Consider the following 20,893-nt stretch of genomic DNA (forward strand, 5'->3'; position numbering starts at 1 on the left):
GAGGCCCGTGCTTTTCAGCCCGTCCGGCGTTTGAGGACGAGGCCCCTTCAGGGCCGACGGGGGTCTGGGGGCGGAGCCCCCAGGGCCTGGGCGGGGCCGAGGGGGCGGCAGCCCTGGAGGATGGGACGGGTAGGGGCGGCGGGGGCGAGAAACCACTCGAACAGCCGTCCCGCAGAGTAAAAAGTGGCCCCGCCCGGACACCCACCCGAACGAGGCCACCCCTACACCCACTCACCTCAACGGCGAGCCACACCCTCCGCACGAGCCGCCGCAGCGACCGCGGCCGTGACCGCCGGCGCCACCCGCTCGTCGAACGGCGACGGAATCACGTAGTCCGCAGCGAGGTCCTCACCGACGACCGCCGCCAGCGCCTCCGCCGCCGCGATCTTCATGCTCTCGGTGATCCGGGAGGCCCGGACCTGGAGCGCGCCGGCGAAGATGCCCGGGAACGCGAGGACGTTGTTGATCTGGTTCGGGAAGTCCGACCGGCCGGTCGCCACGACCGCCGCGTACTTGTGCGCGACCTCCGGGTGGACCTCGGGGTTCGGGTTGGCCATGGCGAAGACGAAGGCGCCCTTCGCCATCGAGGCCACCGCCGCCTCCGCCACGGTGCCGCCGGAGACGCCGATGAAGACGTCGGCGCCCGCGAGGGCGTCCTCCAGCGAACCGCTCAGCCCGGCCTTGTTGGTGAAGCCCGCGAGGTCCCGCTTGACCGGGGTCAGGTCGTCCCGGTCGGCCGACACCACGCCCTTGCGGTCGGCGACGGCGACGTCCCCGATCCCGGCGTCGACGAGGATCTTCGCGATGGCGACACCGGCCGCACCGGCGCCCGAGATGACCGCCCGCAGCTCCCCGAGTCCACGCCCGGTCAGCCGCGCGGCGTTGCGCAGGGCCGCCAGCGTCACCACGGCCGTGCCGTGCTGGTCGTCGTGGAAGATCGGGATGTCGAGCGCGTCCTGGAGGCGCTTCTCGATCTCGAAGCACCGCGGGGCCGAGATGTCCTCCAGGTTCACGCCGCCGAAGGACGGGGCGAGCCGGACCACGGTCTCGACGATCTCGTCGACGTCCGTGCAGGCCAGCGCGATGGGCACCGCGTCGACGCCACCGAACTGCTTGAAGAGGATGGCCTTGCCTTCCATCACCGGAAGGGAGGCCTCGGGCCCGATGTCACCGAGTCCGAGCACCGCCGTGCCGTCGGTGACGACGGCGACGACCGAGGACTTCCACGTGTAGTCGTGGACGAGGTCGGGCTGCTCGGCGATGGCGCTGCACACCTTCGCCACGCCGGGCGTGTACGCGAGGGACAGGTCGTCCTTGTCACGGATCGGCACGGTGGCTTGCACTGCCATCTTGCCGCCGCGGTGCAGCGCGAACGCGGGGTCGAAGGAATCGAGGGGCTCCGCCCCGTCCTGACCCGTATCGCTGTCGCTGCGAGGATTGACGATCTCCGCTGCCACTGTGTTCTACCCCTTAGATATTCATGGTTTGAGGGTGGCCACTCCTGGTTGAGAAGTGGGCGGGCACCGCGCACGGCCCAGATTCGGTGATGCGTACGAGCCATGCGCGACGGGCGCGCCGCACACGCGCCCTGAGCCCCGGATGAGGGGTGTAAAGAACCTTCTTACCGGACGGACGGCACCTGCGACGAGTCCAATACGTGCAAGGTCACATGGCGGACCTCGAAGGCCACGGATCGGTGACATGAATCATGGCCAAATATGAGGACCCGTTCTCGATCGCCTCTTGACACAGACTCGAACGACCGACCGAGACGTCAAGGCGTGGCTCGCATCGTGAGATGCGCCGAAGATCCTCCGGCCGGAAGGTCACATTCCCGCAGAAGGTGCGGCCGTGATGTCCGTCCTGATGCGGTTCGGGGGTCACCCGTTATCCGATTTTGACATGACGGGTCCCCTGAATGGCTTAGTCCGAATGGCAAGATGCCGTAATCACACGAGGTCGCGACACTCGAAGACGTGTGTTCTCGTCGACCCACGACACTGTCGATCCCGTCGGCAGCGTCCCGCCCCATCGGCAACTCCACCCATCCGCCGGAGGAACCCACCATGACCGCAAGCTCCACCCGTCGTACGACCGCCGCGCGTTCCAGGACTGCCGCGGTAGGTGCGATCGCGGTCGCTGGCGCCCTGATTCTCACCGGTTGCGGTGACCAGACGGAGGGCGGCAACGACAGCGGCTCCAAGGAGACCGCGTCGTCCAGCAGCGCTCCGCTGTTCGACAAGCTGCCCGCCAAGATCCAGAAGGCGGGTGTCATCAAGGTCGGCACCAACGCCGAGTACGCGCCCATGGAGTACCAGGAGGGCGGCAAGATCGTCGGTGTCGACCCCGACATCGCCGCCGCGCTGGGCAAGCAGCTGGGCGTGGAGTTCACCTTCACCTCGGGCTCCTTCGACGGTCTGATCACCTCGCTGAACTCGGGCCGCTACGACGTCGCCATGTCCTCCATCACGGACACCAAGGCGCGCCAGGAGGGTCTGGACGACAAGGGCAAGAAGCTCGGCCGGGGTGTCGACTTCGTCGACTACTTCACGGCCGGTACCGCCGTGTACGTCCAGAAGGGCAACCCGAAGAAGATCAACTCGATCGCCGACCTCTGCGGCAAGACGGCGGCCGTGCAGCGCGGCACGACGTACGAGCAGGCTCTGAAGGACCAGTCGAAGAAGTGCACGGACGACGGTGACAAGAAGATCACCATCGAGCCGTTCGAGAACGACACCGAGGCCCAGACCCGGGTGAAGTCGGGCGGCGCGGTCGCCGGCGTCAACGACTACCCGGTCGCCGTGGACCTGGCCCGCAAGGCGGACGGCGGCAACGCCTTCGAGGTCGTCGGCGAGCAGGTCGACGCCGGCCCCTTCGGCATCGCGGTGGACAAGAAGAACAAGGAGCTCACCGAGGCTCTCGAGGCCGCCGTCAACGCGATCATCGAGGACGGCACGTACAAGAAGATCCTGGAGAAGTGGGGCGCCGAGAGCGGTGCCATCGACAAGGCCGCCATCAACGGCGGCAAGTGACCGTCCACGCAGCACTGAAGGGCAGTCACGGTGACTGACAAGTTCGACAAGGAGCCGGCCGACGCGAAGCCGTCGGCCGCCGTCTCCAAGGAGGGCGGGGCCATCCCGCCCGAGGCGATCAAGGCCATTCCGGTACGGCACTACGGCCGCTGGGTCAGCGGTGTCATCGTGGTGGCCCTGCTGGCCCTGCTGGTCAACGCGTTCGCCAACGGCAACATCCAGTGGCAGGCGGTCGGCGACAAGCTGTTCGACTCCACGATCGTCGCCGGCGCCGGCCGCACCCTGCTGATCAGCGTCCTGGCGATGCTGCTCGGCGTGGTCCTGGGCGTCGTGCTGGCCGTCATGCGGCTCTCGAAGAACCCGGTGACGAGCTGGGTGGCCTGGCTGTACATCTGGTTCTTCCGCGGCACGCCGGTCTACGTCCAGCTCCTGCTCTGGTTCAACCTGGCGCTGATCTTCCCGACCCTGAACCTCGGTCCGATCTACAAGGACGAGATGACGGACGTCATGACCCCGTTCATGTGCGCCCTGCTCGGACTGGGTCTGAACGAGGCGGCGTACATGGCGGAGATCTGCCGCGCCGGTCTGATGGCGGTGGACGAGGGTCAGACCGAGGCCTCGCAGGCCCTCGGCATGAGCCACGGCAAGACGCTGCGCCGGATCGTCATCCCGCAGGCGATGCGGGTGATCGTGCCGCCGACCGGCAACGAGTTCATCAACATGCTGAAGACCTCGTCGCTGGTGTACGTGGTGACGTATCCGGAGCTGACCCGGTCGGCCACGTCGATCGGTTCGACCTCGTACGCCGTGATGGAGATGCTGTTCGTGGCGTCCCTCTGGTACCTGGTCATGACCAGTGTGTTCAGCGTCTTCCAGTTCTACCTGGAGCGCCGTTACGCCCGCGGCTCGACCCGTAACCTGCCGCCCACACCGTGGCAGAAGGTCAAGGCGAACCTGACGTCGCTCGGCCGCGAAAGGGGTGCGGCATGACCGCGATGGTGAAGTCCGAGGGCGTGCACAAGTCCTTCGGTCCGGTGGAGGTCCTCAAGGGCATCGACCTGGAGGTGAAGCAGGGTGAGGTGTTCTGCCTCATCGGCCCCTCCGGCTCCGGCAAGTCGACCTTCCTGCGGTGCATCAACCACCTGGAGAAGATCAACGCCGGTCGGCTGTACGTCGACGGTGAGCTGGTCGGCTACCGCCAGAAGGGCGACAAGCTGTACGAGCTCAAGGACAGCGAGGTCGCGCTCCAGCGCCGGGACATCGGCATGGTGTTCCAGCGGTTCAACCTGTTCCCGCACATGACGGCCCTCGAGAACGTCATGGAGGCCCCGGTCCAGGTCAAGGGCGTCAGCAAGGCCCAGGCCAGGGAGCGGGCGGGCGAGCTGCTGGAGCGCGTGGGGCTCGCCGACAAGGCGAAGAACTACCCCTCGCAGCTCTCCGGCGGCCAGCAGCAGCGCGTCGCCATCGCCCGGGCCCTGGCGATGGACCCGAAGCTGATGCTGTTCGACGAGCCCACCTCGGCGCTCGACCCGGAGCTGGTCGGTGACGTCCTCGACGTCATGCGCGACCTGGCCGAGTCCGGCATGACCATGGTCGTCGTCACCCACGAGATGGGCTTCGCCCGCGAGGTCGGCGACAGCCTGGTCTTCATGGACGGCGGCGTGGTGGTCGAGTCCGGCAACCCGCGTGACGTCCTGACGAACCCGCAGCACGAGCGGACGCAGGCCTTCCTGTCGAAGGTGCTGTAAGGCGAAGGTGCTGTGACCGGACAGGAAAAAGGGGCGGTACGGGATTCCCGTACCGCCCCTTTCCCATGCCGTCACCTCACCGCGAGCAGCAGCGTGTCCGAGGGCGAGCACCACACCGGCCGCGCCTCCCCGAAGCCCTTCTCGCGCAGTACGCGCGCGTGCCAGGCCGCCGAGGGCATGTCGCCGTCCGCGTGCTCGCCGTAGATCTCGAAGCGGCGGGCGGTGGGTCCCGCGAGGACCGGGTCCTGGGCGGCGACCTCCCACCACTGGGCCCAGTCGAGGGCGCCGTCCGCCTTGGCCTGATCCATGCGGGCGTGGCGCTGGGCGCGCTCGGCCGCGTTGATCCGGGGCGTGGTCTCGTCGATCATGTGGTCCGCGTTCATGAAGACACCGCCGTCGCGGACCAGCCCCGCGACCTGACCGTAGAGGGCCGCGAGGGGTTCGCTGTGCAGCCAGTGCAGGGCCGTGGCGGTCAGGACGGCGTCGTAGGACGTGTACGGCAGCCGCGCCGGCCAGTCGGGGTCCTTGAGGTCGGCCGTCACGAAGGTGACCCGGTCGTCGTCCGCGAAGGTGCCCTCGGCGATGGCGAGGAGCGCCGGGTCGAGGTCTACGCCGGTGCTGACGGCCTCCGGGAACCGGGCGAGCAGCCGGGCCGTGATAGTTCCCGTGCCGCACGCGAGGTCCAGCACACGCGGGCGGGGTCCGACGAGGGCCTCGACCATGTCCAGCATGATCCGGAAGCGTTCCTCGCGGTCGGGCATGTACCACTCCTGCTGCCGGTCCCAGCTCTTCTGCCAGGCCTGCCAGTCGGTTCCGGTACCGGTGGTCATGGAGCCCCCTCATCAGACGCGTACGTAATACCCTGGAAGCACGATCAGCTGTTACCCGACCGCACGACGACCATAGAATGCCTCCGTAAGGACTACAAGTGGAACTGGCCTATTACTCGGATTACGCCGTGCGTCTCGTCAACAGCGAGGACCCGGCCCGGGGCAAGGACTCACTGACCTCGGTCGAGGCCGTTCGCGATCTCTTCGGTGCCGGCCAGGACGCGGGCCGGCGCGCCACGGAGGCCGACGTCAGTCGCTTCCGCTCGGTCCGCGGCCGGCTGCGCGCGGTCTTCGAGGCCGCGGACGGCGGCGACGAGACCCTGTCGGTGAACCTGCTGAACTCCCTGCTGCTGGAGTTCCCGGTCAGCCCCCAGATCTCCGGGCACGACCACCGCGACGACGACGGCCGCCCGCTGTGGCACCTGCACCTGGCGGACCACCCGTCCAACGCCACCGCCGGCTACGCGGCCATCGCCGCGATGGGCCTGGCCTTCCACATGACGGAGTACGGCGTGGACCGCCTCGGCCTGTGCGAGGCCTCGCCCTGCCGCAACGCCTATCTGGACACGTCCACGAACCGCTCCCGGCGCTACTGCTCCGACCGCTGCGCCACCCGCGCCAACGTGGCCGCCTACCGCGCCCGCAAGCGCCTGGAGGCCGACCGGTCGGAGAGGACGGGCCGCGCCGAGGACAGCGCCCAGCGCGCGACGGCGAACGGCGAGCGCTGATCCGGCTTGCGCGGCCGGTAGCGCAGGCGCACCCGGCCCAGCACCAGGTCCTCCGGGACGACGCCGTAGTCGGTGCTGTCGCCGCCCGCGTACGCGTTGTCCCCGAGCACCCACCAGCCGCCCTCACGGCGCTCCGCGGCCCGCTTGACGACCAGCAGGTCCTGTTGGAACGGATGGCGCAGGACCACCACGTCGCCCGGCCGGACCCGGGCCCCGTACTGCACGACGAGGCGGTCGCCGTGGCGCAGCGTGGGCACCATCGACGGCCCGGTCACCTCGGCCAGCCCGAAGGGCAGGAGCGCCCCCCTGTGCTCGGTCTCCTGCGACAGCTCCGGCATCCCCGGCACCTCCCCTGTCCGTTCATCCACCAGTCTGAGTCCGACCCCGGACTTTTGTCCTAAGCCCAAGGGGGCACTCGCGAAAACGCCTCTCCCAGGGAGTAATGTCGCACCTGAGAAGACGATCACGAGGAAGGAATGCTCCATGCTTTCCCGCCTGTTTGCCCCCAAGGTCAAGGTCAGCGCACACTGCGACCTGCCCTGCGGTGTGTACGACCCGGCCCAGGCCCGCATCGAGGCGGAGTCGGTGAAGGCCGTCCAGGAAAAGATGGCCGCCAACGACGACCCTCACTTCCAGGCTCGCGCCACGGTCATCAAGGAGCAGCGCGCCGAGCTCGCCAAGCACCACGTCTCGGTGCTCTGGAGCGACTACTTCAAGCCCCCGCACTTCGAGAAGTACCCGGAGCTGCACCAGCTGGTCAACGACGCCCTGAAGGCCCTCTCGGCCGCCAAGGCGTCGACCGACCCGGCCACCGGCCAGAAGGCGCTGGACTACATCGCCCAGATCGACAAGATCTTCTGGGAGACCAAGAAGGCCTGAGCCTCGCCACGTCTCGTCGTACGGCGGCGCGGTGACACCGGTCACCGCGCCGCCGGCGCGTATGCCGACGGGTCGGTGCTTCAGCCCCAGCCTCAGCGGAACGCCGTACCAGGAACGCCGGCCTCCGTGCGATGCTGGCGAGGTGAACCGTGAGGATCTGGTGAGGCTGCGCAAGGCACGCGACCGCATGGACCGCGAGTACGCCGAGCCCCTGGACGTGACCGCCCTCGCGCGCACCGCCCTGATGTCCCCGGGCCACTTCCAGCGCAGCTTCAAGGAGGCGTACGGCGAGACACCGTACGGCTATCTGATGACCCGCCGCGTCGAGCGGGCGAAGATGCTGCTGCGCCGCGGCGACCTCTCGGTGACCGAGGTCTGCATGGAGGTCGGGTGTACGTCCCTCGGCTCCTTCAGCTCCCGCTTCACCGAACTGGTGGGCGAGACGCCGAGCTCCTACCGGGCCCGCATGCACGAGGAGAGCGCGGAGATCCCGCCCTGCGTGGTGCGGGCGTACACGCGCCCGAGACGGGCATAGGGCCGGTTTTCGCCTTAGGTTGGCCCCATGGACCTGAAACTCCACACCTGCTTCATCGCCGTCGACGACCACGACAAGGCGATCGCCTTCTACTGCGACGTCCTGGGCCTGGAGATCCGCAACGACGTCAAGTACGAGGGCATGCGGTGGACGACCGTCGGCTCGCCGCTCCAGCCGGACGTGTCGATCGTCCTGGAGCCGCCCGCGGCCAATCCCGACCTCTCCCCCGCCGACCGGGAGGCGATGGACCAGCTGCTGGCCAAGGGCGTGCTGCGCGGGGTCAACTTCACCACCGAGGACTGCGACGCCCTCTTCGCCCGGGTCCGGGAGTCCGGGGCCGAGGTGCTCCAGGAGCCCACCGACATGCCGTACGGCGTGCGGGACTGCGCCTTTCGGGACCCGGCCGGGAACATGCTGCGGTTCATGCAGGCCGGCTGACCTACGATCGCCGCCATGAGTATCCGCTGGACGTACGCCTTCGTCGACCGCCCCGCCGAACTCCTCGGCCGGGCCCAGGAGTTCTGGACGGTGGTCACGGACACCCGGTTGTCCGCGCCGCGCGGTCCGAGGGACGAGTTCGTGACCCTGGTGCCGGCCGTCGCCGACCCCTGCGTCAAGATGCAGGGCGTCGAAGCGGGCGTCGGCGGCGCCCATCTCGACCTGTGCGTGGACGACGTGCCGGGATTCGTGAAGGGCGCCCTGGACGCGGGCGCGACCATGGCCGCCGAGCACGAGGGCTGGGCCGTCCTGCGCTCCCCCGCCGGGCAGTTGTTCTGCGCGGTGCCCTGGCTCGGGGAGTCGGTCCGCCCGCCCGTGGTGCACGGCAGCCGTCTCGACCAGGTCTGCCTCGACCTCGCCCCTTCGGTCTACGACGCCGAAGTCGCCTTCTGGAGCGCCCTGTTGGCCGACTGGGACGCCCAACCCAGCGCCCTGCCCGAGTTCCACCGGATCGTGCCCCCACCCGGCTTCCCGGTCCGTGTCCTGCTCCAGCGGCTCGACGAGGAACGCGCCGCCTCCGCCCATCTGGACCTGGCCTGCTCGGACATCGAGACGACCCGGATCCGGCACGAGAAGCTGGGCGCCGAGACGGTCAGCCGCGGCACCCAGTGGACGGTGCTGCGCGACCCGGCGGGCGGCACGTACTGCCTGACGGGCCGGGACCCGGAGACCGGCAGCGTGCCGGCGTCTAACGCGTTCTGACGAAGCAGAGGGCGTCCGCCCCCGGCGTGACGGGCCCGCACTGCTCCTCCCAGCCGTCCGGCAGCGAGGGAGTCGGGTCGGCGTTCTCCCAGCCGTACGGACCGCCGGGCTCCGCCGACTCCTGGAGCCACCAGGTGAGCCCACCGCCGACGACCACCACGACCGCCCAGGCGATCACGGCCCACCGCCGTAACCGCGGCCGGCGCGTCACCGCCACGGCTCCACGGCGACCACGGCGTCCACCGGGAGCGGTCCGTAGATGTGCGGGAACTCCTCGGCGCCCGGCGCCGAGGCCTCGTACCTCAGGGGTACGTCGAGCCGGTCGGGGTCGATGACGAGCACCACGAGATCCTCCACCCCCGCGAAGAAGCGCGCGGCCGTGCCCGGCACCTGGGAGCGCGTCGAGCAGTGGATGAAACCCTCCTCCTGGAGCGTCCTGCCGAGGGTGGAGATCTCGTACGTCCCCTGGGCGCGGGCGGCGTCCCACAGGGGCCGCCGGGTCAGATGCAGGATGTGGTGGTCGGTCATGCGAGCCACGCTACGACCTGAGCCTCAACCGTGCCGCCCGCCCCCGCAGATAGCGTTGCTCGGGCAGGCTCAGGGTCTGCGCCGCCGCCGACTCGTAGGCGGCGCGGGCCGCGTCGTACGCCCCGGCACGCTCCAGCAGATGCCCCCGTACGGCATCCCGCCGGTGCCCCAACTCGCCCTCCAGGCACTCCACTTCGGCGAGACCCGCCTCGGGACCGTGGACCATGGCGAGGGCCACCGCGCGGTTGAGGCGCTCGACGGGGCCGGGGGCGAGGCGGACCAGGACGTCGTAGAGGCCGAGGATCTCCCGCCAGTCGGTGGCCTCGGCGGAGGGCGCCTCGTCGTGGACGGCGGCGACGGCGGCGCGCAGTTGGTACGGGCCCGCCGGGCCACTGCTCAGCGCGTGGGTGATCAGGGCCACGCCCTCCTGGATCGCGGCCTTGTCCCAGCGGTCGCGGTCCTGTTCGTCGAGCGGGACGAGGTCGCCGTGCGCGTCGGTGCGGGCCTCGCGGCGGGCGTCGGTGAGCAGCATCAGGGCCAGCAGACCGGTCACCTCGCCGGTGTCCGGCAGGAGCCGGTGGGCGGCGCGGGTGAGCCGGATCGCCTCGCCGGCGAGGTCGCGGCGCTGGAGCGCCGGGCCGGAGGTCGCCGTGTAGCCCTCGTTGAAGATCAGGTACAGCGTGTGCAGGACGACCGGAAGCCGTTCCACCCAGTTGTCGGGCCGCCCGAAGCGCACGCCCCGCAGCTTTTGTTTGGCGCGGCTGATCCGCTGGGCCACGGTCGCCTCGGGCACCAGATGGGCACGGGCGATCTCGGCCGTCGTCAGGCCGCCGACCGCGCGCAGGGTGAGGGCGATCTGCGCGGGCGGCGGCAGGTCGGGGTGGCAGCACAGGAAGAGCAGGGAGAGGGTGTCGTCCTCCCGCGGCAGCCGCCCGGGGCCCGGCGGCGGACGTTCCGGTACGAGCGGCAGGGCGAGGGCCATCGCCCGCTCCTCACGTGCCCGGCGCGCGTCCTCCGCCCGCAGCGCGTCCGTCAGGCGCCGCGAGGCCACCCTGATCAGCCAGCCGCGCGGGTTCTCGGGCACCCCGGTCCGCGGCCACTGCCGGGCCGCCGCGAGAAGCGCCTCCTGTACGGCGTCCTCGGCGGTGTCGAAGTGGCCGTACCGTCTGACCAGCGCGCCGAGGACCTGCGGCGCGTGCAGGCGCAGCAGGCCCTCGACGTCGGTCGTGCGTCCCACGGCTCTCAGATGTCCCCGGCACCGTCCAGGACGGGGCGGATCACCACGGGGTACTCGGGGGCACCCGCGGGCTGCGGGCAGCGCGCGACCCGCTCGGCGATCTCCGTGACCCGCTCCAGGCTCGCGCAGTCCAGCACCCAGTAACCGGCCAGCAGTTCCTTGGTCTCGCTGTACGGTCCGTCGGTGATCACGGCCTTGCCGTCGGCGTCCAGGCTCACGTGACGGGTCTTCGCGGGCTCGGCGAGGCCCTGCCCGTCGACCAGCTCGCCGGTCTCGGCCAGGTCGTCGTTGATCGCGCTCATGTAGGCGTACATCGCCTGGATCTCCTGCTCGCTCCAGGCCGGGGAGCCCGGTCCGGCCTTCCCGCGCATGGCCTCATAGTCGGTCTGGCTTCCCTCCACCATGACCAGGTACTTCATGGGTTCGCTCCTTCGGCTCCGGCCACCCCTCATGGGCGGCCCTCACCGGGGACGTCGGAGCCGGGCCGGGGTTCTCGACAGGGTCAGGGACTTTTCGCGGCGGGTTTTCCGCCGGTCTTCTCCGCGCGCTCGTCCCCGGCCTCGGCGCCCTCCTCGACGAGGGCCGCGCAGGTGGGGTTCCGGCAGGGTCCGGCCACCCAGAGCGGGACCCACGCGCCCAGCGTCTTGTGACGCTTGACGACCGTCTCGACGGACTGTCCACAGGCGGGACAGGCGTGTTTTTCGCTGTCCATGCCTTCAGGGTAGGGCGGCAGGGGCGTCAGCGCTCCCTGCCGGGAAGGTCGTCGCCTACGGCCTCGGGGCCGGGCTGGGCGGGTTGGGCCGAGCCGGGCGGAGCGGGGTGGGCCGAGCCGGGCGGGGGGGTGGGCTGAGCCGGGCGGGGGGTTGGGCCGGACCGAGCCGGACCGGCTTGGGCCGGGCAGAGCCGAGCCGGCCGGGCAGAGCCGACCGAGCCGGGCCGGGCCGGGCCGAGCCGGACCGGCTTGGGCCGGGCAGAGCCGAGCCGACCGAGCCGGACCGTGCCGGGCCCAGCCGGACCGGGCCGTGCCGCGGCATCCGGCGACCTCGCGCCCCGGGCCGGTCGCGGTGCGGCGGCCGGTTCAGTCGCGCGGGTCGCGCCACATCGGCCACATCTGCGGGCCGTCGGGGAGGGTGAGGGCGGGGCCGGCGGCGTGGAAGCCCAGGCGTTCGTAGAGGGCGCGGCTGCGGGCGCTGCTCGCTTCGAGGTAGGCGGCGCGGCCCTCGCGGTCGCAGCGGTCGAGGACGGCGGCGATGAGGGCGGTGCCCAGGCCCTGGCCCTGGTGTTCCGGTGCCACGCCGATCATCCAGAGGTATTCGTGGGCACGGCCGGCGGGGTGGATGTCCGCCGTCAGCCGGCCTATCAGCTCCACGCGCTCGTTCTCGGGGTCGACGTCGGCGCGCAGTGCGGCGGGGCCGTCGTCGTCCGCCCCGCCCTCGCCCGCGTGCTCCTCCTCCGGCACCGGCAGCCACAGCGCGCAGGCCGTGCCCTCCTCGGTGACGTCGACGCGCCCCTCGGCCAGCACGATGTCGGTGAAGGCGGCCATGAGCCGGGGGTGGGTCGTACGGCGGTGCTCGTCCCCCGGGAACACCCAGCGGCTGACCGGGTCGTCCTGGAACGCCGCGTCCAACAGCCCGACGACCAGCTCCCGGTCCCCCTCGCCCGCCGTCCGGATCGCCACACCCATGTCCCGCCGCCCCTCGCGTCAACCGACCTTGATCGTACGGGCGTTGAGACTATCCGTGCGTAGGGGCCGGTGGGGCGGGTCGGCGCAAGAAGGCGGGGCCCGCACGCCGTGGGGATGTGCGGGACCCGCCTGACCGGAGCCTCTCGGGACCGCGCGGGGTCAGGAACCGCACGCTCCCGGGGGTCCGGGGTCATGGACGCGTACTCGCCCGGCCGTCGGCCGTGGAGCCATACGTCCTCTGTTGTCCGTCACAGCGCTCAACCGCTGCGCCGCGTCACGTACTCCGCCAGTGCCAGCAACCCCTCCGCCTCCTCCGGCTCGGGCAGCGCGTGGGACAGTTCCCGCAGTGCTCGGGCCATCCGGTCGGCCGCCTGGGTCTGCGCCCAGTCGCGTCCGCCGGCCCGTTCGACGGCGCGTGCCGTCCGGTCCAGGTCCTCCTTGGCGTACGGGGCCGCGTAGAGCTCCGCCAGCTCCGCGGCCGCCGGGGTGCCGGAGACCAGCGCGGCGACCACGGGCAGGGACTTCTTGCGGACGGCGAGGTCGGCGCCGACCGCCTTGCCGGTGCGGGACGGGTCGCCCCATATGCCGATCACGTCGTCGATGAGCTGGAAAGCGAGCCCGGCCTCCCGCCCGAACGCGTCCAGCGCCTCGACGTCGTCCTTCGACACCCCCGCGTACAGGGCGCCCAGCGCACAGGCGCACCCGAGCAGCGCGCCCGTCTTGGCCTCGGCCATGGCCAGCACCTCGTCGAGGGTGACCTCGCCGGGGCCCTGCTTCTCCATGGCCGCGTCCGCCTGCTGCCCCTCGCACAGCTCGATGACGCAGGACGCCAGCCGGGCCGCGGCAACCCCGGCCATCGGGTGCGGGTCCTCGGCGAGCAGCCCCAGGGCGAGTGCCTGAAGGGCGTCCCCGGCGAGGATCGCGTCGGCGTCCCCGAACACCGTCCACGCGGTGGGCCGGTGCCGGCGAGTGGTGTCGCGGTCCATCACGTCGTCGTGCAACAGCGTGAAGTTGTGGATCAGTTCCACCGCCGCGGCCGCCCGCACCGCCGCGTCCCGAGCCCGCGCTCCCCCGAGGGCCGCGGCCGCGGTGAGAACGAGCGCGGGCCGTATCGCCTTGCCGGCGTGGCCCGCCGCCGGGGTGCCGTCCGCGTGCTCCCAGCCGAAGTGGTAGAGCGCGATCCGGCGCATGGCCCCGGGCAGCGAGTCGATCGCCGCGCGCAGCACCGGGTCGACCGACGCGCGGGTCCGCTCCAGGATGGCCGTCGCCTCGTGCCCGTCGAGCGGGCCGGTCCCGGTGGCTTGCTGTGCCGCCTCCGTCATGGGCTCGGCCATGGGGTTCTCCTCGGAGCGTCCGCGGACGGTGGCGGTTCCGCTGCGACTGGGCGCGTACGACTGGGGTGTACCCGCCCCTGAGGGCGGGGACACGATCCCCGGCGCGGGGGACGTCACCTCCAGCGACCGATCTCGACGTTCTCCAGGACGCCGAGCGCGTCCGGCACGAGGACGGCGGCCGAGTAGTAGGCCGTCACCAGGTAGTTGATGATCGCCTGTTCGTTGATGCCCATGAACCGCACGGACAGGCTCGGCTCGATCTCGTCCGGGATGCCTGCCTGTTGCAGACCGATCACGCCCTGCTCGGCCTCGCCGGTGCGCATCGCGATGATGGAGGTCGTACGGGCCTCGGTCACCGGGATCTTGTTGCACGGGTAGATGGGCACACCGCGCCAGGTCGGGATGCGGTTGCCCCCGACGTCGATGGTCTCGGGGACCAGTCCGCGCCTGTTGAGCTCACGGCCGATCGCGGAGATCGCGCGCGGGTGGGCGAGCAGCAGCTTGGTGCCGCGCCGCCTGCTGAGGAGTTCGTCCAGGTCGTCGGGGCTGGGCACGCCGTCGTGCGGCTGGAGGCGCTGGTCGTACTCGCAGTTGCTGAGCAGCCCGAACTCGCGGTTGTTCACCAGCTCGTGCTCCTGGCGCTCCTTCAACGCCTCCACGGTGAGCCGGAGTTGCTGCTCGGTCTGGTTCATCGGCTGGTTGTAGAGGTCCGCCACGCGCGAGTGGATGCGCAGCACGGTCTGGGCGACGCTCAGTTCGTACTCGCGGGGCCGGGCCTCGTAGTCGACGAAGGTGTGCGGGATGTCCGGCTCGCCGCTGTGGCCGGCGGCGACGTCGATCGCCTTCTCACCGTATTTGTTGGTGCTCTGCTCCGGGATCGCACGCTGCTGCTGGAGGTGCTCGCGCAGGGACTCGGCGCGCTCCGCGACCTGCTCGACGTCGTTGCGCGGCAGGACGAGGACCGTGCAGGCGGTGACCGCGCGTGCGGTGTACTCCCAGATGGCGTCCGGGTCCAGCAGCGTCTGGTCGCCGAAGTAGGCGCCGTCGGCGAGGACTCCGAGGACCGCGTCGTCGCCGTACGGGCCCGTGCCGATCTGCTCCACCCTGCCGTGCGCCAGCAGGAAGACCTCCTCGGCCTGGCTGCCGAACGAGGCGATCACCTGGCCCGCGGCGAACTCGCGCTGCTGGCAGCGCCGGGAGAGTTCGGTCAGCACCTCCTCGTCCTCGTACGACCGCAGCGCCGGCAGTTCGCACAGCTCCTCCGGGATGACCTCGACCCGGTCCCCCGTCTTGACGAAGGTGACCCGGCCGTCCCCCACGGCGTAGGTCAGCCGCCGGTTCACGCGGTACGTACCACCTTGGACATTCACCCAGGGCAGCATGCGCAGCAACCAGCGGGAGCTGATTCCCTGCATCTGGGGTGCGGACTTGGTGGTGGTGGCCAGGTTCCGCGCGGCGGCCGTGCCGAGACTCTGCTGCGGCCGACCCTGCTCGGTGCGGACCTCTTCGCCTACCGACATATGAGAATTGCCCTCCCGGTCATGCTCCGGCGCCGGTCTGCACCGAGGCATCGATCTGCGGACCACCCTTCCATCACAGAACGTGCTGGTGCTATTACACGAAAGAGTTGGAATGGATCTTCGATAACCGGGGAATACCGAGATCTCGCCCGCCGCCTCGGCCAGGTCCCTTGTCCGAAACGGCTCGCACGCCGTACGAACCAGGTAGTCCCGGCCGCCCCGCTCCGGTACAAGCAGCGTTACCAGGCGATCGCGAGACGCGGTCGTCGCGCACGCGAAGGAGGCGGCATGGCCCCACCCATGTCCGCGAGCAGTTTCCTGGACGCCCTTCAGGACGAGGGCGTCACCGTCGTCCAGGTCGGCGACTGGAGACATCACAACCGCAACCACAAGGGCCCCTGGGGCCCGGTGCACGGCGTGATGATCCACCACACCGTGACCAAGGGCAGTGCCCGCACGGTCGAGCTGTGCCGAGAGGGCTACGCGGACCTCCCCGGCCCGCTCTGCCACGGTGTCATCACCAAGGACGGCCGGGTCCACCTCGTCGGCTACGGCCGCGCCAACCACGCCGGTCTCGGTGACGACGACGTCCTGCGCGCGGTGATCGCCGAGAAGGCCCTCCCCCACGACAACGAGGCGAACACCGACGGCAACCGCCATTTCTACGGCTTCGAGTGCGAGAACCTCGGCGACGGCCAGGACCCGTGGCCGGCGGTCCAGCTGGAGGCGATCGAGAGGGTCGCGGCCGCGATCTGCCGCCGCCACGGCTGGACGGAACGGTCGGTCATCGGCCACCTGGAGTGGCAGCCGGGGAAGGTGGACCCGCGCGGGTTCACGATGGCGTCGATGCGGGAGCGGATCAGGAACCGTCTGAAGTGACGGCGCGGCGGTCCCGGGGGCGACAATGAGGGCGTGACCAGCACCGACCTCGCCGCCCTGCGCCCCCGGCTCCCGTCGCCGCTCCAGGACGTCGAGGACGACCGTTTCACTCGCCGGGGCGTCCGCCTCTCGCTGAAGCGTGACGACCTGATCCACCCGGACCTGGTCGGCAACAAGTGGCGCAAACTCGCGCCGAACCTCACGGCGGCGGCCGGCCGCCCGGTCCTCACCTTCGGCGGCGCGTACTCCAACCATCTGCGCGCGACCGCCGCGGCGGGGCGGTTGCTCGGGTTGCCGACGGTCGGCGTGGTCCGTGGCGACGAACTGTCCGACCGTCCGCTGAATCCTTCCCTCACCCGCTGCGCCTCCGACGGCATGCGCCTGCACTTCGTGGACAGATCGACGTACCGCCGCAAGACCGAGCCGTCGGTCCTCGCGCGGATCCTCGGCGCCGCGAACGCGCGGGACGCGTACGTGGTGCCCGAGGGCGGCAGCAACGCCCTCGCGGTACGCGGATGCCGGGCGCTCGGCGAGGAGTTGCGCGGGCGGGCCGACGTGGTCGCGACGGCGTGCGGGACGGGCGGGACCTTCGCGGGGCTGGCCGCGGGGCTGGGGCCGGGTCAGCGGGCGTTGGGGATACCGGTGCTCAAGGGCGGGTTCCTGGCGGCCGGCATAGAGGGTCTTCAGCGGGAGGCGTTCGGGGGCCGGCGCGGTGCGTGGTCGCTGGACGAGCGGTTCCACTTCGGGGGGTACGCGCGGACGACACCTGGCCTCGACGCCTTCGCGGAGGACTTCGAGCAGCGGCACGGGTTCGGGGTGGAGCGGCTCTATGTCGCCAAGTTGCTGTATGGACTTGTCGCCCTGGTGGAGGAAGGGGCGTTCGCGACGGGGACCACGGTGGTCGCCGTGATCACCGGGGCCCCGTTCAGCGGCTGACCACGGCTTTCGACCGCCGACCACGGCTCAGGTGTCGGCCGCACCACCCCCCGGGTCACCCCGCGCCGATCGCCTCCCGCCCATGACCCCCGCCAGAGGGACGCGGGAGCGGGGAAGCCGTCAGGCCGCCTCCCGGTACGCCGCCGCCTCCTCCAGGTCCAGCCTGCGCAGCAGGGTCCGCAGCATCTCGTCGTCGATGTAGCGCCCGTCCCGCAGCTTCACGAAGACCGCGCGTTCGGCGCTGATCATCTCGCGGGACAGGCGGCGGTAGGTGTCGTCGACCGTCTCGCCGGTGACCGGGTTGACCGAGCCGAGGCGTTCCCAGACGGCGTTGCGGCGGCGTTCCAGGACCGTACGGAGGCGGTCCGCGAGGGGCTGCGGGAGGGTGTTGCGTTCGTCGGACAAGAGGTCGTCCAGACGGCGCTCGGCGGCCCGGGACGCCTGCGCCTGGGCGTTGGCCTCGGCGAGGGTCTCGGCCTGGGTGTCGCGGCCGGGGAGCCTGAGCATGCGGATCAGCGGCGGGAGGGTGACGCCCTGGACCACGAGGGTGCCGATGACGGTGGTGAAGGTCAAGAAGAGGATGAGGTTGCGGCCGGGGAAGGGCTCGCCGCCGTGCAGGGTCTCGGGGATCGAGAAGGCGATGGCCAGCGACACCACGCCCCGCATCCCGGCCCAGGCGATGACGAACGGCCCCTTCCAGGTGGGGTCGTCCTCGCGCTCCCGGATCCGGGCGGAGAGCAGCCGGGGCAGGTACGTCGCCGGATAGACCCAGACGAACCGGGACACCACCACCACGAGGAAGACGGCGACGGCGTACCAGACCGCGCGGCCGCCCTCGTACTGCTCCCCGAGGCCCTTCAGCACGACGCGCAGTTGCAGGCCGATGAGGGCGAAGACCGACGACTCCAGGACGAAGGCGACCATCTTCCACACGGCCTCCTCCTGAAGGCGCGTGGCGAAGTCGACCTCCCACGCGCGGTGTCCCAGGAAGAGCGCGACCACGACCACCGCGAGGACTCCGGAGGCGTGGAACTGCTCGGCGGAGGCGTAGGCGACGAACGGGATCAGCAGCGCGAGGGTGTTCTGGAGCAGCGGCTCCTTGAGGTGGGTGCGCAGCCAGTGGATCGGGACCATCAGCACCAGGCCGACCAGGACTCCGCCCACCGCCGCGAGCAGGAACTCGCCGATGCCGCCCGCCCAGGACGCGCCCTCGCCGACCGCGGCCGCGAGGGCGACCCGGTAGGCGGTGATCGCGGTGGCGTCGTTCACCAGGGACTCGCCCTGGAGGATCGTGGTGATCCGGGACGGCAGCCCCACCCGGCGGGCGACCGCCGTCGCCGCGACCGCGTCCGGCGGCGCGACCACCGCGCCCAGCACCAGCGCCCCGGTCAGCGACAGGCCCGGCACGATCTGGTAGGCGGCCCAGCCGACGACGATCGTCGCGAAGAGCACGTATCCGACGGACAGCAACGCCACGGGCCGCAGTTGCGCCCGCAGGTCGAGGTAGGAGCTGTCCGTGGCCGCCGTGTGCAGCAGCGGGGGCAGGACGAGGGGCAGCACGATGTCCGGGTCGAGGGTGTACTCCGGGACGCCCGGGACGTACGAGAACACCAGCCCCACGGCGACCAGCAGCAGCGGTGCCGGCACCGGGGTGCGCCGGGCCGCAGCCGCGACCGCGGCGCTCCCCGCCACCAGCAGCAGCAGTGGCATCACGTCCATGACCTTCGCCCACCCTCGTTTTTCCGCGCGACCATCCGCACAGCCGTCGTAATCTGGCAATCATGAAACAGTGCACGCACTCCGACGCGCTGCCGCACCCGGAACCCGCGCCGTTGAACGACACCTGCCCGGAGTGTCTGCGCGACGGCCAGCACCCCGTGCAGCTACGGCTCTGCCTCACCTGCGGTCACGTCGGCTGCTGCGACTCCTCGCCGGGGAGGCATGCCACCGAGCACCACAAGGATTCCGGTCACCCGATCATGCGCACGTTCGAGCCCGGTGAGAGCTGGCGCTGGTGTTTCGTCGACCATGTCCTCGTGTGACGGCCGACTCCGCTTCCCGACGGTTCGACGGTCTGACGTCTGGGTACGTCAACCCGGCGCGCCTTCTTCCCAATTGGAGCCGCAGACCCCTAGACACGGAGCGTATCCACAGTTTTACTGTGAGTGACGCCCAGGGGCTGGGGTCCTGGGGACAGGAAAGTTGAGAGCGCGATAGCGTCACCGCTGAACACACGTCGCGTTACCCCGGGGGGCGACCCTCGGCCCCCGAAAAGCTTGTACCACCTTGGAGGTGAGGGTGTCCCAGATCGCAGGCGAGCCCGCGACCCAGGACTTCGTCGAAGTCCGGCTGCCGGCCGCGGGTGCCTACCTGTCGGTGCTGCGTACGGCGACTGCCGGTCTCGCGGCCCGTTTGGACTTCACCCTCGACGAGATCGAGGACCTGCGCATCGCCGTGGACGAGGCCTGCGCGATCCTGCTCCAGCAGGCCGTGCCCGGCTCGGTGCTCAGCTGTGTCTTCCGACTCGTCGACGACTCACTCGAGGTCACCGTCTCGGCGCCGACCACGGACGGTCACGCCCCCTCGCGGGACACCTTCGCCTGGACCGTCCTGTCCGCTCTCGCGGGCAAGGTCTCCTCCGCGGTGGACGAGGACAAAACCGTTTCGATCAGCCTCTACAAACAGCGCGGCGCGGGACCCGGGCCGGCGTGAGGACAGGGGACGGGCCGGTGCGTGACGAAGAGCGCGGCACACGGGAGCTGCCGGCCGAGGGCACAGGCGCATCCCGACGCATGGGGGAGACGGTCAACGGCATCCCCGAACAGGCCCGGCCGCACCCGGAGGACGCCTCGCCGGAGGCCGGCTTCCTGGACGACGGGCAGCGGGATCAGGAAGGTGCCGTGCGGAGCGCGCCTCCGGACGGACGGATCGGGGTCTCCCCTGTCCGAGCGGAGACGAAAGCTCGGGGAAGGGCGACGGGCGGGACGATGAGCGAGCACGAGCGAGACGATCAGCAGGGCGCGCAGAGTGGGCAGGCCACGCAGCACGACCCTCAGGACCGCAGCGGAGCGCGCGCGATGTTCGTCGAGCTGCGCAGGCTGGCGGACGGCAGCCCGGAGTACGCGGACCTGCGCAACAAGCTGGTCCGTATGCACCTGCCGCTCGTCGAGCACCTCGCGCGCCGCTTCCGCAACCGCGGCGAGCCGCTGGACGACCTGACGCAGGTCGCCACCATCGGTCTGATCAAGTCGGTGGACCGCTTCGACCCGGAGCGCGGCGTCGAGTTCTCGACGTACGCGACCCCGACGGTGGTCGGCGAGATCAAGCGGCACTTCCGGGACAAGGGCTGGGCGGTGCGGGTGCCGCGGCGCCTGCAGGAACTGCGCCTCTCGCTCACCACGGCGACGGCGGAGCTGTCCCAGCAGCACGGCCGCTCCCCCACGGTCCACGAGCTCGCCGAGAAGCTGGCGATCTCGGAGGAGGAGGTCCTGGAGGGCCTGGAGTCGGCGAACGCGTACTCCACCCTCTCCCTGGACGTCCCCGACACCGACGACGAGTCGCCGGCGGTGGCGGACACGCTGGGCGCGGAGGACGAGGCGCTGGAAGGCGTCGAGTACCGCGAGTCCCTCAAGCCGCTGCTGGAGGACCTGCCGCCGCGCGAGAAGCGGATCCTGCTGCTGCGGTTCTTCGGGAACATGACGCAGTCGCAGATCGCGCAGGAGGTCGGCATCTCACAGATGCACGTCTCGCGCCTGCTGGCGCGGACACTGGCCCAGCTGCGGGAGAAGCTCCTGGTGGAGGAGTAGGCGCCGACCGGGGCAGA

At 70.8% G+C, this 20,893-nt stretch carries 25 protein-coding genes; 13 read left to right on the top strand and 12 right to left on the bottom strand.

What is annotated here, in order from left to right; genetic code table 11:
- Positions 1 to 236: 236 nt before the first annotated feature.
- A complete protein-coding gene (locus ACZ56U_RS13005; protein WP_469084086.1) occupies positions 237 to 1,457 on the bottom strand; it encodes an NAD(P)-dependent malic enzyme in 1,221 nt (406 codons plus the stop codon).
- A gap of 609 nt (positions 1,458 to 2,066) precedes the next feature.
- Here ACZ56U_RS13005 and ACZ56U_RS13010 point away from each other — a divergent pair.
- Genes ACZ56U_RS13010 through ACZ56U_RS13020 form a run of 3 tightly spaced genes read left to right on the top strand, consistent with a single transcriptional unit; the run spans position 2,067 to position 4,780 of the window.
- Positions 2,067 to 3,032, top strand: coding sequence for an ABC transporter substrate-binding protein (locus ACZ56U_RS13010; protein ID WP_469084087.1), 966 nt, complete (start codon positions 2,067 to 2,069; stop codon positions 3,030 to 3,032).
- 30 nt (positions 3,033 to 3,062) lie between these two features.
- Entirely contained in the window at positions 3,063 to 4,022 is a 960-nt protein-coding gene (locus tag ACZ56U_RS13015) for an amino acid ABC transporter permease (protein ID WP_469084088.1), read from the top strand.
- Positions 4,019 to 4,780 (top strand): amino acid ABC transporter ATP-binding protein, encoded by a 762-nt coding sequence (locus ACZ56U_RS13020; RefSeq protein ID WP_469084089.1) that lies wholly within the window; start codon positions 4,019 to 4,021, stop codon positions 4,778 to 4,780. Before ACZ56U_RS13015 ends, ACZ56U_RS13020 begins: the two co-directional genes overlap by 4 nt.
- 71 nt (positions 4,781 to 4,851) lie before the next feature.
- On the opposite strand, the gene ACZ56U_RS13025 is transcribed toward ACZ56U_RS13020, so the two are convergent.
- Positions 4,852 to 5,610 carry a class I SAM-dependent methyltransferase gene (locus ACZ56U_RS13025; RefSeq protein ID WP_469084090.1) on the bottom strand — a complete coding sequence of 253 codons (759 nt, stop codon included), beginning with the start codon at positions 5,608 to 5,610 and terminating at the stop codon, positions 4,852 to 4,854.
- 98 nt (positions 5,611 to 5,708) lie between these two features.
- Between ACZ56U_RS13025 and ACZ56U_RS13030 the strand changes: the two genes are divergently transcribed.
- Positions 5,709 to 6,338 carry a CGNR zinc finger domain-containing protein gene (locus ACZ56U_RS13030; RefSeq protein ID WP_469084091.1) on the top strand — a complete coding sequence of 210 codons (630 nt, stop codon included), beginning with the start codon at positions 5,709 to 5,711 and terminating at the stop codon, positions 6,336 to 6,338.
- Here the strand turns inward: ACZ56U_RS13030 and sodX are convergent.
- Positions 6,242 to 6,676: a nickel-type superoxide dismutase maturation protease gene (gene sodX / locus ACZ56U_RS13035; protein ID WP_469084092.1), complete on the bottom strand. Its 435-nt coding sequence runs from the start codon at positions 6,674 to 6,676 to the stop codon at positions 6,242 to 6,244. The genes ACZ56U_RS13030 and sodX overlap by 97 nt on opposite strands.
- Before the next feature lie 145 nt (positions 6,677 to 6,821).
- Here sodX and sodN point away from each other — a divergent pair, with 145 nt between their 5' ends.
- The 4 genes from sodN to ACZ56U_RS13055 all read left to right on the top strand — a co-directional run bounded on the left by sodN (position 6,822) and on the right by ACZ56U_RS13055 (position 8,952).
- Positions 6,822 to 7,217, top strand: coding sequence for a superoxide dismutase, Ni (gene sodN / locus ACZ56U_RS13040; RefSeq protein ID WP_020123534.1), 396 nt, complete (start codon positions 6,822 to 6,824; stop codon positions 7,215 to 7,217).
- Between the two features lie 142 nt (positions 7,218 to 7,359).
- A complete protein-coding gene (locus ACZ56U_RS13045; protein ID WP_469084093.1) occupies positions 7,360 to 7,752 on the top strand; it encodes a helix-turn-helix transcriptional regulator in 393 nt (130 codons plus the stop codon).
- 27 nt (positions 7,753 to 7,779) lie between these two features.
- Positions 7,780 to 8,190, top strand: a complete 411-nt coding sequence (locus tag ACZ56U_RS13050) for a VOC family protein (protein ID WP_353690312.1) — start codon at positions 7,780 to 7,782, stop codon at positions 8,188 to 8,190.
- A 15-nt stretch (positions 8,191 to 8,205) separates the two neighbouring features.
- Positions 8,206 to 8,952, top strand: coding sequence for a VOC family protein (locus tag ACZ56U_RS13055; protein ID WP_469084094.1), 747 nt, complete (start codon positions 8,206 to 8,208; stop codon positions 8,950 to 8,952).
- Here ACZ56U_RS13055 and ACZ56U_RS13060 read toward each other — a convergent pair.
- The 8 genes from ACZ56U_RS13060 to ACZ56U_RS13095 form a co-directional block, all read right to left on the bottom strand.
- Entirely contained in the window at positions 8,939 to 9,163 is a 225-nt protein-coding gene (locus tag ACZ56U_RS13060) for a hypothetical protein (protein WP_469084095.1), read from the bottom strand. The genes ACZ56U_RS13055 and ACZ56U_RS13060 overlap by 14 nt on opposite strands.
- Entirely contained in the window at positions 9,160 to 9,480 is a 321-nt protein-coding gene (locus ACZ56U_RS13065) for a DUF952 domain-containing protein (protein ID WP_469084096.1), read from the bottom strand. The genes ACZ56U_RS13060 and ACZ56U_RS13065 overlap by 4 nt, the downstream gene beginning before the upstream one ends.
- 10 nt (positions 9,481 to 9,490) lie before the next feature.
- The gene (locus tag ACZ56U_RS13070; protein ID WP_469084097.1) at positions 9,491 to 10,717 is read right to left on the bottom strand and encodes an RNA polymerase sigma factor; all 1,227 of its coding nucleotides are present in this window, start codon (positions 10,715 to 10,717) and stop codon (positions 9,491 to 9,493) included.
- A gap of 5 nt (positions 10,718 to 10,722) precedes the next feature.
- Positions 10,723 to 11,136 (bottom strand): YciI family protein, encoded by a 414-nt coding sequence (locus tag ACZ56U_RS13075; RefSeq protein WP_469084098.1) that lies wholly within the window; start codon positions 11,134 to 11,136, stop codon positions 10,723 to 10,725.
- Positions 11,137 to 11,219: 83 nt separating this feature from the next.
- Positions 11,220 to 11,429 (bottom strand): hypothetical protein, encoded by a 210-nt coding sequence (locus ACZ56U_RS13080; protein ID WP_469084099.1) that lies wholly within the window; start codon positions 11,427 to 11,429, stop codon positions 11,220 to 11,222.
- Positions 11,430 to 11,795: 366 nt separating this feature from the next.
- Complete coding sequence (locus ACZ56U_RS13085; protein WP_469084100.1) at positions 11,796 to 12,401, bottom strand: GNAT family N-acetyltransferase; 606 nt, start codon at positions 12,399 to 12,401, stop codon at positions 11,796 to 11,798.
- 257 nt (positions 12,402 to 12,658) lie between these two features.
- Positions 12,659 to 13,735: a family 2 encapsulin nanocompartment cargo protein polyprenyl transferase gene (locus ACZ56U_RS13090; protein WP_469084101.1), complete on the bottom strand. Its 1,077-nt coding sequence runs from the start codon at positions 13,733 to 13,735 to the stop codon at positions 12,659 to 12,661.
- A gap of 113 nt (positions 13,736 to 13,848) precedes the next feature.
- A complete protein-coding gene (locus ACZ56U_RS13095; RefSeq protein ID WP_469084102.1) occupies positions 13,849 to 15,255 on the bottom strand; it encodes a family 2B encapsulin nanocompartment shell protein in 1,407 nt (468 codons plus the stop codon).
- Positions 15,256 to 15,543: 288 nt separating this feature from the next.
- Here ACZ56U_RS13095 and ACZ56U_RS13100 point away from each other — a divergent pair, with 288 nt between their 5' ends.
- Complete coding sequence (locus ACZ56U_RS13100) at positions 15,544 to 16,134, top strand: N-acetylmuramoyl-L-alanine amidase (RefSeq protein ID WP_469084103.1); 591 nt, start codon at positions 15,544 to 15,546, stop codon at positions 16,132 to 16,134.
- A 33-nt stretch (positions 16,135 to 16,167) separates the two neighbouring features.
- A complete protein-coding gene (locus ACZ56U_RS13105; protein WP_469084104.1) occupies positions 16,168 to 17,070 on the top strand; it encodes a 1-aminocyclopropane-1-carboxylate deaminase/D-cysteine desulfhydrase in 903 nt (300 codons plus the stop codon).
- A 120-nt stretch (positions 17,071 to 17,190) separates the two neighbouring features.
- On the opposite strand, the gene ACZ56U_RS13110 is transcribed toward ACZ56U_RS13105, so the two are convergent.
- A complete protein-coding gene (locus ACZ56U_RS13110; RefSeq protein ID WP_469084105.1) occupies positions 17,191 to 18,789 on the bottom strand; it encodes a Na+/H+ antiporter in 1,599 nt (532 codons plus the stop codon).
- Between the two features lie 62 nt (positions 18,790 to 18,851).
- On the opposite strand from ACZ56U_RS13110, the gene ACZ56U_RS13115 reads away from it, so the two are divergent.
- The 3 genes from ACZ56U_RS13115 to ACZ56U_RS13125 all read left to right on the top strand — a co-directional run bounded on the left by ACZ56U_RS13115 (position 18,852) and on the right by ACZ56U_RS13125 (position 20,876).
- The gene (locus ACZ56U_RS13115) at positions 18,852 to 19,112 is read left to right on the top strand and encodes a UBP-type zinc finger domain-containing protein (protein WP_391232883.1); all 261 of its coding nucleotides are present in this window, start codon (positions 18,852 to 18,854) and stop codon (positions 19,110 to 19,112) included.
- A 256-nt stretch (positions 19,113 to 19,368) separates the two neighbouring features.
- Positions 19,369 to 19,782 (top strand): ATP-binding protein, encoded by a 414-nt coding sequence (locus ACZ56U_RS13120; RefSeq protein ID WP_004925829.1) that lies wholly within the window; start codon positions 19,369 to 19,371, stop codon positions 19,780 to 19,782.
- A 17-nt stretch (positions 19,783 to 19,799) separates the two neighbouring features.
- On the top strand, positions 19,800 to 20,876 hold the full coding sequence (locus ACZ56U_RS13125; protein WP_469084106.1) for an RNA polymerase sigma factor SigF: 1,077 nt from the start codon (positions 19,800 to 19,802) through the stop codon (positions 20,874 to 20,876).
- Positions 20,877 to 20,893: the final 17 nt, after the last annotated feature.

The sequence above is a fragment of the Streptomyces sp. NPDC034103 genome (assembly GCF_055575395.1).